The organism is Mycobacterium sp. 1274756.6 (genome assembly GCF_001668625.1).
In the GTDB taxonomy this organism is placed as follows: Bacteria; Actinomycetota; Actinomycetes; order Mycobacteriales; family Mycobacteriaceae; genus Mycobacterium.
The window spans coordinates 104,829-120,706 of the sequence record NZ_LZLJ01000049.1 but is presented as its reverse complement, the minus strand read 5'-3'; the positions used below and the strand labels follow the sequence as shown (position 1 = coordinate 120,706).

Below are 15,878 nucleotides of genomic sequence, written 5' to 3'. Positions count from 1 at the left end.
GCGCCGAAGGCATGGCAAAAAACAACAACAAACAAAAACCACCAAACACACTATTGAGTTCTCAAACAACACACCCGTTCCGGCCGCGCAACCGATCCGCGGTGATTAGCCGCGGTTCGCGTAGTACGGACGGTGAGGAAACCACCGTAGTGGAGTCTCCTCTGGGACGCCGTCGCGCTCAACGGCCTGGGCCGCGTCGCGACGACACCGATGAAGTTACGTCACTTGGAAGGCGGAGTCAAATCGCCTGCTAGACGGCTTCTTTGGGGTCCAAGTTAGGTCAACGCCGGCGGGCCCGCGGATATTCCCGAGCACTGCCGGGGGCTGTCAACGGCGCCTTCGCGAAGCGCTAACCGGACGGTGCAACCCGCTGCACCCCGGCGATATTCCGCTTGCCGCGGCGCAGCACCAGCCAGCGCCCGTGCAGGAAGTCCGTCGGCTGGGGGCTCCAGTCCTCCCGGTCGATGCGTGCGTTGTTCACCGAGACCCCGCCCTCGGCGATCGTGCGCCGTGCGGCGCCCTTGCTCGTCGCCAACCCGGTGGCCACCAACAGGTCGACGATGCCGTCCGGAACGCCGGGCGTCAGCTGCGCGACCGGGGTCTCGCGCAGCGCGGCGGTCAAGGTGGCCTCGTCGAGCCGGTCCAGCTCGCCGCGACCGAACAGCGCCGAACTGGCGTGCTCGACCGCGCTGGTGGCCGTCGCGCCGTGCACCAGGGTGGTCAGTTCCCGGGCCAGGGCGCGCTGGGCGGCGCGCTCGTGCGGCCGGGCGGCGGTGGCCTCGTCCAGTTCTGCGAGCTCGCCGGCGGACAGGAAGGTGAACCAGCGCAGGTAGCGCAGCACGTCGGCGTCGGCGGTGTTGACGAAGTACTGGTACCAGGCGTAGGGCGTGGTCATCTCCGGGTCGAGCCAGAGATTGCCGCCGCCGGTCGACTTGCCGAACTTGGTGCCGTCGGCGGCGGTGACCAGCGGCACCGTCAGGGCGTGCACGGTCGCGCCGAGCTTCTGGCGTACCAGCCGCACCCCGGCGACGATGTTGCCCCACTGGTCGGAGCCGCCGATCTGCAGCGCGCAGCCGTGCCTGCGGTACAGCTCCACGTAGTCGTTGGCCTGCAACAGCATGTAGCTGAACTCGGTGTAGGAGATACCGTCGCCGTCGAGGCGCCGCCGGATGGTGTCGCGGTCGAGCATCGTGTTGACCGAGAAGTGCTTACCGAGGTCGCGCAGGAAGTCCACCGCGCTCATCGAGGCGGTCCAGTCCAGGTTGTTCTCGACGATGGCGCCGGTCGGTCCGTCGTCGAAGTCGACGAAGCGCGCCAACTGGCCGCCGATCCGCCCGGCCCACTCGGCGATCGTGTCCCCGGCGTGCATGCTGCGCTCCCCCGACTCGCGCGGGTCGCCGATCATGCCGGTCGCGCCGCCGGCCAGCACGATCGGCCGGTGCCCCGCCTGCTGGAAGCGGCGCAGCGTCAGCAGCGGCACCAGGTGACCGGCGTGCAGGCTCGGCGCGGTCGGATCGAAGCCGGCGTAGACGGTGATCGGACCGGCGGCGGTCGCCGCGGCCAGCGCGTCGAGGTCGGTGGACTGCGCGATCAGCCCGCGCCAGCCCAGCTCGTCAAGGATCCCGGAAGCCTCGCCCATGGGTCGAGTTTCGCAGAGCCGGGTTCAGTCGCTGCTGCCCGGTGCCGGCGCCCGGGCGCTGCGCTTATAGGCCGAGACCGCCGGATGGTCGGGCAGCCACAGCCGCCAGGGCCGGTCGGCGGCGCCGCTGACCCCCACCCGCGGCCCGGACACCGCGGCCGCCGCGGGCACCGGGTCGTTGAGCGTCAGCGTCACCGGCGCGGCCGGGTCGAAGAGGTCCAGCCCGTTGTCGGCCAGCATGATCCCCAGCGCCGAGCACAGATTGCCCGGCCCGCGAGCCAGTCCCGCGTCCGCGTGGTGGGCGCCGCGGCGGGCCCGCGCGACCTCGATGCCCTCCTCGATCGCGGCGGCGCGCAACAGCACCGCCGAGGCGGTCCCGTCCGGGCCCGACGCCACGTTGGCGCAGACGTGGATGCCGTAGCTGCGATAGGTGTAGAGGTGCCCCGGCGGACCGAACATCACCCGGTTGCGGCCGGTCGGGCCGCGGTAGGAGTGGGCGGCGGCATCGGGCCACGGACCGTCGGGCACCCCGCCGTAGGCCTCCACCTCCACGATCGTGGCCCGCACCCCGCGCCCGGTCAGCGTGGCGCCGAGCACCCGGTGTGCGGCGCTCAGCGGATCGGTCTGCAGCCGGTCGGCTCCCGCGACTCGGTTCGCCCGGCTCACCGCGGATCTGCCGCGGCCAACAGGCGCGCGTGTTCGGCGTCGTCGACGTCGCGGGCCTCGTCCACCAGCAGCACCGGAATCCCGTCATCGATGCGGTAGGCGCGGTGCAGCCGCGGGTTGTAGAGCAGCTCGGCCCCGATCAGCAGCAGCGGGCCCCGATCGGCGGGACACACCAGCAGCGGCAGCAACTCCGGCAGCGACAGGGGCGGTGCGGGTTGGCGGGAAGACACCGCCTCAGCCTAGCGCGGCCGACGCTGCCGCTGAGCGCCGCTCAGTTCGCGCCGACCAGCGCCGAGCGCACCGCGGCGGTGAGCCGCTTGTACTGGTCGGTTTCGGCGTCGTAGCACCACGCGTTGCGCCCGGGCTTGGGGATGCCGCGGTCGCGCAGCGCCGCATCGGCCACCGGCCGGTAGGTCGCGCTCAGCGGCAGCTCGGGCACCACGTGCACGATGTCGGGGCCCACGCCCACCGGCAGCCGCCGCATCGTCTCGGCCAACGCCGCCGGAGTGACGGTGGCGCCCGGCTGCAGGGTGATCGCCGCGACCGCCAGCGTGGCGTCGCCCTCCTCGACCGCGTAGGTCACCGCCAGGTCGACCCCGGTGACCAGACCGAGCGCATCGGTGATCGGCACCGGATAGGCGATACCGCGCGCGGTGTGGATCAGCGACCCGCGCCCGCCGACCAGCCAGTAGTCGCGGTCGCCGTCGCGGCGGAACAGGTACTCGGTGGACACCCAGGTGTCGGCGGGCGCGAACACGCCGCGCTTGACCGCCGCCGAGGGGTCGATCGGGCCGCGGGGCCGAGCCAGCAGCACGCCCACCTCGTTGGTCTCGGCGACCTGCACGAAGCCCTCGTCGGTCTCCAGGATCAGGTCGTTCTCGGCGTCGTAGGCGGCCAGGGCGACCTGACCGGCGCCGGGCAGCGGCCGGCCCTTGCTGCCGACCTTGGTGCTGGCGACATTGGCCAGCACCGCCTGCCCGTCGGTGGTGGCGAAGAACTCCACGACGTGGGCCGGGTCGAACACCTCGGTGACCCGCCGCCACAGCCCGGTGGGCATACCGGAGCCGATGAACAGCCGCACCGGATGGTTGCCGTGCAGCGCGAAGTTCGGGTCGTCGATGACCTCGCGCAGCATCGCCCACGTGTAGGACACCACGGTGACGCCGTAGCGGCGGACCTCCTCGACGAAGGTGTCCGGCCGCAACCCGCGGGACAGCGCGATGCGGGTGCCGCCGACGACCGCACCGCCCAGGCTCACCAGCAGCCCCGACTCGTGGTGCAGCGGGGTCAGGCAGTACACGGTGTCGTTCTGGCTCAACGCCGCGGCCGAGGCGGTGCCGAACGCCGACAGGGCCCAGCGGAAGTTGGTGATCTGCTTGGCGACCAGCTCCCCGCCGACCCGGCTGAACGCGATGAACGCCAGGTCCCGCGCGAACCCGGGGTTGGGCCGGTACCAGCCGGGCAGCGTCACCGCGTCGGGGTCGATCTGCTCCATGTCGATGACGCCGGCGTCCTCCGGCAGGTCCAGGTCACGGGCCTCCCCGCCGCCGAGCACCAGCACCTGGCAGCTGAGCTCCCGGGCGGCCGCCAGGTTGGTGGGGTCGGTGATGACCTCGCTGACCCCGCCGATCTGGGCGGCCGCGCCCAGGTCACCGTCGGGCGGCATCAGCACCGACACCGCACCCAGCCGGGACAGCGCGGCGATGGCCACCAGCGCGCTGGGGCGGGTCTCCATCAGCACCCCGACGTGGTCGCCCTGCCGGATCCCGACCTCGATCAGGCCGCGCACCACGTTGTCGATGCGGCGGTTGACCGCCTGGTAGGTGTGCACCCGGCCGTCGAACAGCAGGAACTCCCCGGTGGGGGCGTCGTCGGCCTGTTCACCGATGATGCGGCCCAACGAGATCCGGGTGTGGTCGTTGATCTGGCCGAGTCGGGCCAGCCTCGGCAGCGTCCGGACGGTCTCGACGGCCATCGTGCGCACCGACTTCTGCGCGGCGGCGACGGCGTCGGCCGCGCCGCGCGCCAACGTCAGCGCCATCTCGGAGGCCTCCCCCAGCCCGTGCGCCACCCGCGAGGTGATCGGCACGCCGCCGTCGGCGGGCGGTTCGGCCGGCTGGTCGGCCATCGGCGCGATCCCGGCCGGTTCCGGTCCCCGCCCGGCGACCCACAGCGTCCAGTCGGCCACCGTCGGCCAGGTCAGCTCGGAAGCCTTGGAGCCGACGACCAGCCCGAAATGCCCGGCCCGCAACAGATATTCGTAGACCTTCGCGTTGGGGGCGGCGCGCCGGATGCCGCGCACCGCGGGCGGCTGACCGATGTCGTCGACCTCGCCGACGAACGCCAGGATCGGGCAGGTGATGTCGGTCAGCGTCACCAGCTGGCCGTGGATGGCGAAGCCGCCGGTCATCATCCGGTTGTGGGTGATGAACTGCTTGAGCAGCTCCGAGATCGCCGGGCCGGACCAGGCGATCCAGCCCTCGGAGTCGAGGAACCGGCGCTGCTGTTCGCGGGGCAGCAGCGCCTCCCGGTCGTGGAGCTGGCGGACGAAATCCAGCCGCGCCTTCGCCGTCTTGAGCGGATCCATCATCTGGAAACCGGTGCGCGCCAACCAACTCGGAATGTCCAGCCGGGTGAACACGTGGTCGGCCATGAAATTGGCGGTCGCGCTGGCCAGATCGGAGGGGATCCCCATCGGCAGGGCGGCCAGCGAGTCCACCGGCGAGCCGAACGCCACGATGCTGGCCACCGACTTGGAGCGCCGGTAGGCAGCGGCCTGGTAGCAGAACATGCCGCCCTGCGAGTACCCGGCGAGGTGGACGTCCTGCCCGGTGGCCTCGCGGACGGTGTCGACGGCCTCGCTGAGCGCCACGATGTGGTCGGCGAGGTTGCGGCGCATCCCGCCCTCCACCTCGTCGGGCGAGCCGAAGTCGATCACCCAGGTGTCCAGACCGGCGGCGTGCAGGATGCCCACCGCGCCCTCTTCGCGGGTGACGTCCCACATGTCGGCCGCCATCATCATCGGATGCACCATCAGCACCGGCGGCCCGGTCTGCTCCCCGCGGGTGTCCGGCGGAAAGTAGCGCCGCAGGTTGTACATCGGCACGCTCTCGACGATCTGATACGGCGACGGGGTGCTCCCGGTCTCCAGACCGCCCAGCCGCAGCACCTCCAGCCCGTTTTGAGCGGTGGCCATCAACCTGTTGATGGGTCGGGTGACCGCCGACAGGTTCAGCTCCAACGCTTCGCTCCTCCCACGGGCAATGTTCGGTATGGCCGCTGCCGCCGTCGCCGGCGGTATGCAAAGCATAAGGCGTGCGGCCCGGCGCGCGGCCGGGGTTGCCCAGACCACCCGGGCGCCCGCCGCCGACCAAACGGTCGATAGGGTGGTCAGGCGATGACCGCAACCGAGGACGGCGACGTCTGCCACGCCGGCGCCGGCGCACACAGCTGGATCGCCCGGCTGCTGCGCTTGGATCGGGACGGCGACACCTTCGTGGTCACCAACTCCGAACCCGGCCGGGCGCCGCGGCTGTTCGGCGGTCTCATCGCGGCCCAGGCCCTCTACGCCGCCGGGCGCACCGTCGACGCCGACAAGCGCCCACAGTCACTGCACCTGTATTTCGTGCGCGGCGGGCGCTACGGCGTGCCAGTCGAATACGGCGTGCAGCGCATCCGCACCGGCCGCTCCTTCGACACCCGCCAGGTCAGCGTGCGACAGGACGGCGCGGTCATCCTGGAGCTGATCGCCTCCTTCCACCGGCCCGAGCCGGGCGCGGACTGGCATCCCGCCGCCGCGGCGACCCTCGAGTTCGCCGACGCCGTGCCCAAAAGCTCCGCGCTGGGCTTCAGCGACCGCTTCGAGATCCGCACCGCCCCCGACGACACCTCACCGTTCGCGGTCCCGCCGTATTGGATCCGCAGCCGCGAACCGGTCGGCGACGACCCGCTGGTGCAGGCCTGCACGCTGACCTTCTTCTCCGACCTGGGCCCGCTGCCCACCGCCCGCCCGCCCGGCACCCCGCTGGCCCTCGGCGTCGGCTTCGCGACCAGCCTGGACCACTCGGTCTGGTTCCACCGGCCGTTCCGCCCCGAGCAGTGGCACCGCTACGAGGTCACCTCGGTCAACAACAGCGACGCCCGCGGGCTGGCCCGCGGCGCGCTCTACGACGCGGACGGCGCCCTGGTCGCCAGCACCGCTCAGGAAGCGCTGTGGCGGCTGTGAGCCGCCGGCGGGGGCGGTAAGCGCCGTGGCACATCTGCTCGGCGCCGAGGCCCTGCATCTGCAGTACCCGACCGGCGTGGTCTTCGACGGGGTGAGCCTCGGCGTCGACGACGGCGACCGCATCGGCATCGTCGGCCGCAACGGCGACGGCAAATCCAGCCTGCTCGGCCTGCTCACCGGCCGCATCGAACCCGATCGGGGCCGGGTCACCCGCCGCACCGGGCTGCGGGTCGGCGCCCTGGACCAAGCCGACACCCTCCGCGCCGAGCAGACCGTCGGCCACGCCCTGGTCGGTGACGCCGCCGACCACGAATGGGCCTCCGATCCGCGGATCCGCGACGTGGTGGGCGGGCTGGTGGCCGATCTGGACTGGCAGGCCGCGATCGGCACGCTGTCGGGCGGGCAACGCCGGCGGGTGCAGCTGGCCACCCTGCTGATCGGCGACTGGGACGTCATCGCCCTCGACGAACCCACCAACCACCTGGACCTGCAGGGGATCACCTGGCTGGCGGCGCACCTGCGCACCCGCTGGGCCCGCAACACCGGCGGGCTGCTGGTGGTCACCCACGACCGCTGGTTCCTCGACGAGGTCGCCACCACCACCTGGGAGGTGCACGACCGCGTCGTCGAGCCGTTCGACGGCGGCTACGCCGCCTACGTGCTGGCCCGGGTGGAGCGCGACCGGCAGGCCGCGGTCGCCGAAGCCAAGCGGCAGAACCTGTTACGCAAGGAGCTGGCCTGGCTGCGCCGCGGAGCGCCGGCCCGCACCGCCAAACCGAAGTTCCGGATCGCGGCGGCCAACGCGCTGATCGCCGACGTGCCGCCGCTGCGCGACAGCGTCGAGCTGGCCAAGCTCGCCACCGCTCGGCTCGGCAAGACCGTCGTCGACCTGCTCGACGTGTCGGTGTCCTACGACGGCCGCCCGGTGCTGCGCGACATCGAGTGGCGCATCGCCCCGGGCGAACGCACCGGGATCCTCGGCGCCAACGGCGCGGGCAAATCCACCCTGCTGGGGCTGATCGCCGGCACCGTCGCCCCCGACACCGGGCGGGTCAAGCGCGGCAAGACCGTCCAGCTGGGCGTGCTCGACCAGCAGTCCGGCGCGCTGGCCGCCCTCGCCGACGACCGGGTGGCCGACGTGCTCGCCGGGCTGCGCGCCGACTACCGGGTGGACGGCCGCGAACTCACCCCCGCCCAGTTGCTGGAACGGCTCGGTTTCGACCGGGCGCAGCTGTCGGCCCGCGTCGGTGACCTCTCCGGCGGGCAGCGCCGGCGGCTGCAGTTCCTGCTGGTGCTGCTGGCCGAACCCAACGTGCTGATCCTCGACGAGCCGACCAACGACGTCGACACCGACATGCTCACCGCCATCGAGGACCTGCTGGACTCCTGGCCCGGCACCCTGATCGTGGTCTCCCACGACCGCTACCTGCTGGAGCGGGTCACCGACCAGCAATACGGCATCCTCGGCGGGCACCTGCGCCACCTGCCCGGCGGGGTCGAGGAATATCTGCGGCTGGCCGCCTCGCCCACCGCGCCGGCGCCGGCCGCGGCCGAGTCCGCCGGCGCCAAACCGGGCGCGGCGGTGCACGCCGCGCGCAAGGAGATGGCCGCGGTGGAGCGCCGGCTGGCCAAGCTGGCCGATCAGATCAGCGCCAAGCACCACGAGCTCGCCGGCCACGACCAGGCCGACCACGTCGGCATCACCGCGCTGACCCGCGACCTCGACGATCTGCAGGGCCGGGTCGCCGAGCTGGAAGACCGCTGGCTGGAGCTGTCCGAGCACCTCGAGTGACCCGGTGCCCACCGGTCAGCGCACCGGGGTGGTCTGGCACACCTTCCAACCGTCCTCACGCACCAGATCGAGCTGGATCGTCCTACGGCCCAACAGTTCGTTGCGGGCATCGACCGTCGCGGTGGCCGCGTCGCCGCGCACGTCGACGCCGGTGACGGTGGTGTCGGTCAGCCCCTGGGTCGCCCGGGTCTCCTTCAGCCTCGCGATCGCCGCGTCGGTGAGCAGGTCGCGTGCGGCGGTGCACATCAGAGCGAGATAGTCGTCCCAGTTCTCGGTGTTGTAGGCCACCTGGAACGCCGCGAGCGTCTGGCGGACCAGCTCCTCGTCCGACGCCGGGGCGGCGCTGGAGGTGGCGGGTTCGGGCGCCGAGGTGGCGGCCGTCGGCTCCGGCGGTGCCGCCGACTTCTGACCGCACGACATCACCGGGGCGGCAACGAGTATCGCGGTGGCGACGCCGGCCAGCATCCTTCGCGCGGTGGACACGATCAGACCTCCTCGGGCTGCGCTCGTCATCCCTGACGAGGAACTTTCGCTGCGGTGGCGTTGACCAGCGCGCTGACGTCGACGGTGCCGGGCGGTCCGCAGCGACGGATGTCGATCGCGACGTTGCCCTGGATCTGGATTCCGTGCTGGCACACCGCGCTCCCCCCGTCGAGGGTCGCCTCCAGGGTGTAGACACCGGCGTTGTTGACCGGCTGCCCGAACCGCCAGGTCTGCGCCGGATCCCCGGTCGGGGTGATCACGATCGTCTTGCCCGCGCACCCCTCCCAGGCCATGCGCTGCATCTGGAGCGACAGGCTCGTGTCATCGACCGACGAGAACGCCACCACCGCCTGGGTGACACTGTCCTGCCAGACCTTCTGGTACAGCGCCCGCAACTCCTGCACGGCCACACCCACCGGCTGCACGGTGGCATAGGCCGCCCGCTGGGCGGGCGCCCACGCTCCCACGCAGGACGGGTTGTCGACGGTCGCCGAGTCATCGGCGAGTTCGGTCGCCTGGTGTTCGAGCACCACCGCGGTGTCACCGCTGTTTCCCGGAATCTCGCTGCCGGTCAACAGGATCGACGGCAACGCCGAAACCGGGACGTCGGTGGCCGGTGGCCCCTGGACGGCCGGCGACGGCGCGGCAGCCGACGGGGTGCCGTCGTCCGGCGCCGAATCGCCGTGGGACCGCAGCGCCACCGCCGAGATGGCGGCGACGACGAGCACCGCGACACCGGCGATCGCCCCGACCAGCACCCCGCGCCGTCGGGTGCGCCGGGGCGGCGCGGCCGACATCGTCGGCGCGGCCGCCGGCAGTCCCGGGTAGGCGCTGACCTGCCCGGTGGGTACCGGAGCCAGCAGGGTGCGGTCCCGGTGCCCCGGGTCGTGCAACGCGGCGGCCGCGGCGTCCGCCAACGCGCCGGCGGTGGCGAACCGGCGTGCCGGGTCCTTGGCCATCGCGATGGCGATCACCTCGTCCAGGGCGGGCGGCAGCGACCGCACCGTGTCGGTGACCCGCGGCGGCGCGGCCTGCAGATGCGCCATCATCTGCGCGGCCGGGCCGTTGGTGTTGGCGAACGGGGGCTTGCCGGTCAGCAGCCGGAACAGCGTGCAACCCAGCGAGTAGATGTCGGCACGGCCGTCGATGGGCGAGCCGGCCAGCACCTCCGGCGCCGCGTAGGCGATGGTCGCCATCACCGACCCGGTCGCGGTCAGCCCGACGTCGTCGAGGGCGCGGGCGATGCCGAAGTCGCCAAGCAGCACCCGCTCCTGGTCGCCGACCGGGCCGGACAGCAGGAAGTTCGCCGGCTTGATGTCGCGGTGCACCACGTTGTGGGCGTGGGCGAAGTCGAGTCCCTTGGCCACCTCGCGCACGATGTGCACCGCCCGTACCGGCGTCATGGTGCCGGCCCGCAGCGCCTCGTCCGCATCGGTGCCGTCGACGAACTGCATCGCGATCCACAGTTGGCCGTCGTCGGTCTGGCCGCGGTTGTGCACCGCCACGATCTGCGGATGGCTCAGCGCGGCGGCCACATCGGCCTCGCGGATGAACCGCGCCCGGAAATCGGGGTCCCGGGACAGCTCGGTGGAGAGCACCTTCAAGGCGTCGTATCGCGGCAGCGTCGGATGGGCTGCGAGATAGACCGACCCCATTCCGCCCGAGCCCAGAATCCGTTCGATCCGGTATCCGGCGACGATCGTCCCCGGCGTCAGCACGCCGGGATTATTTCACACCGGTGCGGCCCGCGGATTCGCGTCGATCACCCCGGCGGCACGGCCGTACGATCAGAGCTTGTGAGAACGGGCCCCACCCGATGAGCAGCGACCCCGACCTGGACAGGTTGGCGGCCGCGGTCGCCGACTACCCCGACGTCATCGAACTGCGGGTGCGTCTCATCCGGTTGCTCGCCGGCCGGGGCCGCACCGCCGACGCCCTGGTGCAGGCCGGCGAGGCGCTGCGGCTGGACCCGGGCAACGCCGAGATCAGCGCACTGGTCGGCGATCTCGGCGCGCAGCTGAGCGCCGCCCCCGCCGCGCCGGGGCAGTTCGACTGGGAGCGCGCGGAATCCGAGGTCGCCGGTCTCGTCGCCCCGGAGTACGCCGACGGCGCACCGCCCGCGCCGCCCGCGCCGCGGTCGCCGGCCCGCCTCGCCGAGGTCGCCGGGATGGCCGAGGTCAAAGCGCAGATCGAGCGGTCGTTCATCGGGCCGCTGCGCAACCCCGACCTGGCCCGGGCCTACGGCACCCGCGCCGGCGGCGGCCTGCTGCTCTACGGCCCACCGGGCTGCGGCAAGACCTTCATCGCCTCGGCCATCGCCGGGGAACTCGGTGCCCGCTTCTACCCGGTCGGGGTTCCGGACGTGGTGGAGATGGCCACCGGCGCCACCGACCAGACCCTGCAGCAGCTGTTCGCCACCGCGCGGGCCACCGCCCCGGCGGTGATCTTCTTCGACGAGATCGACGCGATCGGACAGAAACGCTCCCTGCTGCGCGGCGCCACCGTGCTGCGCCAGCTGGTCACCCGGCTGCTCACCGAGCTGGACGCCACCGCCAACGACGGGGTGTTCGTGCTGGGGGCCTCCAATCACCCCTGGGACGTCGACACCGCGCTGCGCCGGCCGGGACGCCTCGACCGGATGCTGTTCGTCTCCCCACCCGATGCGGAGGCCCGCGCCGCCCTGGTCCGGGCCAACTTCGCCGGCAAGCCGATCGCGGGCATCGACCTGGCCGAGATGGTCGCGACGACGGCCGGCTTCTCCGGCGCCGACGTCGCGTTCCTGTGCCGTTCGGCGGCCCAACACGCGATGAGCGCGGCCGCGGTGACCGGGCAGCCGCGCTACATCACGATGGACGACGTGCGGGCGGCCCGCGGCGCGATCACCCCGAGCACCGGACCGTGGTTCGCCATGGCGCGCAACGTCATCGAGTTCTCCAACGCCGACGGCGCGTTCGACGACCTGGCCGCCTACCTCAACCGCAAGTGAGGGCTACCGGCTGGGCGCCGGGGGGAAGCTGGGCAGCTTCACGTCGATCGTCGGGATCGGGGTGAACGCCGGCGCCCGGCGCTCCGGGGACAGCGGCCCCACGGTGTACCGGAAGTCGGTGCGCTGCGCGGCCGCGCCGCACCACAGCATCAGCCAGCCGCACCCGGCCAGGAACAGCGCCCCGACCACCGTCACCGCCACCCGGGCGCGGCGGGAGCGGTCCCGCCGCCAGTACTTGACGACGAACTCCGCGGCCAACACGCCCAGCACCAGCACCGGCACCATCAGCGCGTACCACAGGGCGCCGGGCTGGCGGGCCAGCCCGGACAGCGCCCAGCACAGCGCGGTGGGCACGCCCAGCCCCAGCAGCCACACCGCCCAGGTCCCCTCCTGCTCGGCGAGGTGCGCTTCGAGGTCGACGTCGGCGCCGCGGCGCAGCCGGGCCGCGGTCACCAGCAGGTGCGCCAGCCCGGCGATCAGGCAGGCGACGATCAGCGCCTGGTAACCGAACCGCACGCCGTCGGCGTCCGGGCCGATCGCGATCAGCAGCGGCGCGAAGGTGGCCAGCAGCGCCGCCACCGCGGCCAGCAGCAGCCCGCCGGCAGCGGCGGGGCTGCGGCCGACCCGGCCGGCCAGATAGCCGCGTGGCAGGCGCCGGCGCAGCCGGGTGAACAACCGGACCCAATGGGCGATCAGCGGCGCCATCAGCACCGGCACCAGGTGCTTGAGCACCGCCGGGGAGAGCCACGCCGAGAGCAGCATCACCGCCAGCGCATAGATCCACACCCCGCTGGCCAGCCGGGCCAGGGTGCCCCACACCACCTCGGCCAGCGCGTGCCGGATCCGGGCGTCGGTGGGGTGGTCGGCGAGCAGCTCGGTGAGGGCGCCGGCCTGTTCGCGGGTGAAGTCGCGGCCGCGGGCGTGGCGCAGCTGCAGCTGCGGATGCGCCGGATCGGCGCGCAGCCCGGCTTCCACCAGGCGCCGCACGGTGTCGGCGTCGTGGATGCGCTCGGCCGCGCGCACCAGGTCGGCGATCACGTCGACGTCGTCGGGCGCCAGGGCCAGGGCCCGCTCGATCGCGGCGCGGGCCTCGCGTTTGCTCCGCCCGAACGTCGCGCCGTGCGCCAGACAGCCCGCCAGCAGGGCGTGCGCGGCCGCGTCGGTGGGCGCGAACTCCACCGCGGTGCGGGCGACCGCGACCGCCTCGTCGACCAGCTCCACCCCCAGATACAGCTGGGTCAGCACGATCCGGGGACCGAGGCGGTCGGGGTGAGCGTCCAGGGCGGCGCGGGCGGCGAGGTAGGCCTGCACCGGGTCGCCGGCGGCCAACGCCAGCGCGGCCTGCCCGCCGAGCAGGTCGGCGTCGTGCGGGTGCTCGGCCAGCGCGGCGTGGATCAGCTCCAGAGCTTCGCCGGGGCGGCCGACCTCGGCCAGCAGCTGGGCGCGCTGCAGCACCGCCGCGGCATCCATCTCAGCCGCGCAGCCAGCGCCGCTGCCGATCGACCTGGCCGTAGACCAGGTTCAGCTGCTCGGCGACCCGCGCCGGTGCGGTGCCGCCGCGGGCGTCGCGCGCGGACACCGACCCCTCGACGGTCAGCACGCCGCGCACCTGCGGGGTGAGCTGCGGGCTGATCGCGGCGAGTTCGGCGTCGGTGAGCTCGTCGAGCCCGACGCCGCGGGCCTCCGCGGCCCGCACCGCCGCGCCGGCGGCCTCGTGCGCCACCCGGAACGGAACCCCTTGGCGCACCAGCCATTCGGCGACATCGGTGGCCAGGGTGTAGCCGGCCGGGGCCAGCGCCGCCATCCGGTCCAGGTCGAAGCGCAGCGTGGTCACCAGCCCGGCCATCGCGGGCAGCAGCAGCTCCAGCTGCGCCACCGAGTCGAAGACCGGCTCCTTGTCCTCCTGCAGGTCCCGGTTGTAGGCCAGCGGCTGCGCCTTCAGCGTGGCCAGCAGCCCGGTCAGGTTGCCGATCAGCCGCCCGGATTTGCCGCGCGCCAGCTCCGCGATGTCCGGGTTCTTCTTCTGCGGCATGATCGAGCTGCCGGTGGACCACGCGTCGTGCAGCGTGACGTAGCCGAATTCGGTGGAGCTCCACACGATGATGTCCTCGGCCAGGCGGGACAGGTCCACCGCGATCATCGCGAACACGAACGCCGCCTCCGCCGCGAAATCCCGGGCCGCGGTCGCGTCGATGGAGTTGTCGGCCGCGGTGGCGAAGCCCAGCTCCGCGGCGATCGCGTCCGGGTTGAGCCCCAGCGACGACCCGGCCAGCGCGCCGGAGCCGTACGGCGACACCGCGGTGCGCGCGTCGAAGTCGACGATCCGGTCGACGTCGCGCAGCAGCGGATGGGCGTGGGCGAGCAGGTGATGGGCCAGCAGCACCGGCTGCGCCGACTGCAGGTGGGTCTTGCCCGGCATCACCGCGCCCGGGTGGGCGGCGGCCTGGCCGGTCAGCGCGTCGACGACGTCGAGCACCCCGGCGGCCACCCGGCGCACCGCGTCGCGCAGCCACATCCGGAACAGGGTGGCCACCTGGTCGTTGCGGGACCGGCCGGCCCGCAGCCGGCCGCCCAGCTCCGCGCCCACCCGCTCGATCAGGCCGCGCTCCAGCGCCCCGTGCACGTCCTCGTCGTCGGGTAGCGGCACGAAACTGCCGTCGGCCACCGCCGCCGCCAGCTGCTCGAGGCCGGCCAGCAGACCGTCGCGCTGGTCGGCGGTGAGCAGCCCGGCGGCGAACAGCACCGCGGTGTGCGCCTTGGAGGCGGCGACGTCGTAGGGCGCCAGCGCCCAGTCGAAGTGGGTCGATTTGCTCAGCGCCGCCAGCGCGTCGGCGGGCCCGTCGGCGAACCGGCCGCCCCACAGCGCGCCCTGGTTCGTGCTCACCCGGAGGCCTCCCGATCCCGGCGGGCGGCGATCTGCGCGGACAGCCCGTGCAGGTGCACGAAGCCCTTGGCCGCCGACTGGTCGAAGTTGTCGCCGGCGTCGTAGGTGGCCAGGTTGAAGTCGTACAGCGAGGACTCGCTGCGCCGGCCGTTGACCGCGATGTGCCCGCCGTGCAGCACCAGGCGCACCTCCCCGGTGACGTGCTGCTGGGTGTGGGCGACGAACGCGTCCAGCGCCGACTTCAGCGGCGAGAACCACAACCCGTCGTAGACCAGTTCGGTCCAGCGCTGGTCGGTGCGGCGCTTGTAGCGGCCCAGCTCCCGCTCCAGGGTGACGTGCTCGAGTTCGGTGTGCGCGGTGATCAGCACCATCGCCCCGGGCGCCTCGTAGATCTCCCGGCTCTTGATGCCGACCAGCCGGTCCTCCACCACGTCGAGGCGGCCCACCCCCTGCGCGCCGCCGCGCCGGTTGAGCTCCTCGATGGCCTCCAGCACGCTCACCCGCCGGCCGTCGATGGAGACCGGCACCCCGGCCTCGAACCCGACGATCACCTCGTCGGGGGTCGACCAGTGCACCGTCGGGTCCTCGGTGTAGTCGTAGACGTCCTTGGTCGGGGCGTTCCACAGGTGCTCGAGGAACCCGGTCTCCACCGCCCGGCCCCACACGTTCTGGTCGATGGAGAACGGCGAGCGTTTGGTGACGTTGATCGGGATCGCGTTCTCCTCGGCGAACGCGATGGCTTTCTCCCGGGTCCAGGCGTAGTCGCGGACCGGGGCCAGCACCTGCAGATCCGGTGCCAGCGCGGCGAACCCGACCTCGAAGCGCACCTGGTCGTTGCCCTTGCCGGTGCAGCCGTGCGCGACGATGCCGCCGCCGTGCTCGCGGGCCGCGGCCACCAGATGCTTGACGATCAGCGGCCGGCTGATCGCCGACACCAGCGGGTAGCGGTCCATGTAGAGCGCGTTGGACTGGATGGTGGGCAGGCAGTACTGCTCGGCGAACTCGTCGCGGGCGTCGACGACCACCGACTCCACCGCGCCACAGTCCAGCGCGCGCTGCCGCACCACCTCCATGTCCTCGCCGCCCTGGCCGAGGTCGATGGCCACCGCGACCACCTCACGGCCGGTCTCCTTGCCGATCCAGCTGATCGCCACCGAGGTGTCCAGACCTCCGGAGTAGGCCAGGATGACACGGTCGGACATA

At 72.8% G+C, this 15,878-nt stretch carries 12 protein-coding genes; 3 read left to right on the top strand and 9 right to left on the bottom strand.

Annotated elements, in window-relative coordinates; genetic code table 11:
• Window positions 1-349 precede the first annotated feature (349 nt).
• The 4 genes from tyrS to A5643_RS06705 all read right to left on the bottom strand — a co-directional run bounded on the left by tyrS (window position 350) and on the right by A5643_RS06705 (window position 5,546).
• Complete coding sequence (tyrS, locus tag A5643_RS06720) at window positions 350-1,639, bottom strand: tyrosine--tRNA ligase (RefSeq protein ID WP_066853234.1); 1,290 nt, start codon at window positions 1,637-1,639, stop codon at window positions 350-352.
• Window positions 1,640-1,663: 24 nt separating this feature from the next.
• A complete protein-coding gene (locus tag A5643_RS06715; RefSeq protein ID WP_066853232.1) occupies window positions 1,664-2,305 on the bottom strand; it encodes a DNA-3-methyladenine glycosylase in 642 nt (213 codons plus the stop codon).
• On the bottom strand, window positions 2,302-2,508 hold the full coding sequence (locus A5643_RS06710) for a Trm112 family protein (protein WP_066853254.1): 207 nt from the start codon (window positions 2,506-2,508) through the stop codon (window positions 2,302-2,304). Before A5643_RS06710 ends, A5643_RS06715 begins: the two co-directional genes overlap by 4 nt.
• 68 nt (window positions 2,509-2,576) lie before the next feature.
• Window positions 2,577-5,546, bottom strand: coding sequence for an acyl-CoA synthetase (locus tag A5643_RS06705; RefSeq protein WP_066853230.1), 2,970 nt, complete (start codon window positions 5,544-5,546; stop codon window positions 2,577-2,579).
• 156 nt (window positions 5,547-5,702) lie between these two features.
• Between A5643_RS06705 and A5643_RS06700 the strand changes: the two genes are divergently transcribed.
• Window positions 5,703-6,530, top strand: coding sequence for an acyl-CoA thioesterase (locus A5643_RS06700; protein ID WP_066853228.1), 828 nt, complete (start codon window positions 5,703-5,705; stop codon window positions 6,528-6,530).
• A gap of 25 nt (window positions 6,531-6,555) precedes the next feature.
• Window positions 6,556-8,322, top strand: a complete 1,767-nt coding sequence (locus tag A5643_RS06695; protein ID WP_066853227.1) for an ABC-F family ATP-binding cassette domain-containing protein — start codon at window positions 6,556-6,558, stop codon at window positions 8,320-8,322.
• Between the two features lie 15 nt (window positions 8,323-8,337).
• Here the strand turns inward: A5643_RS06695 and A5643_RS06690 are convergent, their stop codons facing one another.
• Window positions 8,338-8,805 (bottom strand): Rv0361 family membrane protein, encoded by a 468-nt coding sequence (locus A5643_RS06690; RefSeq protein ID WP_156628578.1) that lies wholly within the window; start codon window positions 8,803-8,805, stop codon window positions 8,338-8,340.
• Between the two features lie 26 nt (window positions 8,806-8,831).
• Entirely contained in the window at window positions 8,832-10,523 is a 1,692-nt protein-coding gene (locus A5643_RS06685) for a serine/threonine-protein kinase PknH/PknJ (protein WP_082948772.1), read from the bottom strand.
• 98 nt (window positions 10,524-10,621) lie between these two features.
• Between A5643_RS06685 and A5643_RS06680 the strand changes: the two genes are divergently transcribed.
• Window positions 10,622-11,791, top strand: coding sequence for an ATP-binding protein (locus tag A5643_RS06680; protein WP_066853224.1), 1,170 nt, complete (start codon window positions 10,622-10,624; stop codon window positions 11,789-11,791).
• 3 nt (window positions 11,792-11,794) lie between these two features.
• On the opposite strand, the gene A5643_RS06675 is transcribed toward A5643_RS06680, so the two are convergent.
• Genes A5643_RS06675 through A5643_RS06665 form a run of 3 tightly spaced genes read right to left on the bottom strand, consistent with a single transcriptional unit; the run spans window position 11,795 to window position 15,877 of the window.
• Entirely contained in the window at window positions 11,795-13,261 is a 1,467-nt protein-coding gene (locus A5643_RS06675; protein WP_066853222.1) for a tetratricopeptide repeat protein, read from the bottom strand.
• A gap of 1 nt (window position 13,262) precedes the next feature.
• Complete coding sequence (gene argH, locus A5643_RS06670; RefSeq protein ID WP_066853220.1) at window positions 13,263-14,675, bottom strand: argininosuccinate lyase; 1,413 nt, start codon at window positions 14,673-14,675, stop codon at window positions 13,263-13,265.
• Window positions 14,672-15,877, bottom strand: a complete 1,206-nt coding sequence (locus tag A5643_RS06665) for an argininosuccinate synthase (protein ID WP_066853218.1) — start codon at window positions 15,875-15,877, stop codon at window positions 14,672-14,674. Before A5643_RS06665 ends, argH begins: the two co-directional genes overlap by 4 nt.
• Window position 15,878 lies beyond the last annotated feature (1 nt).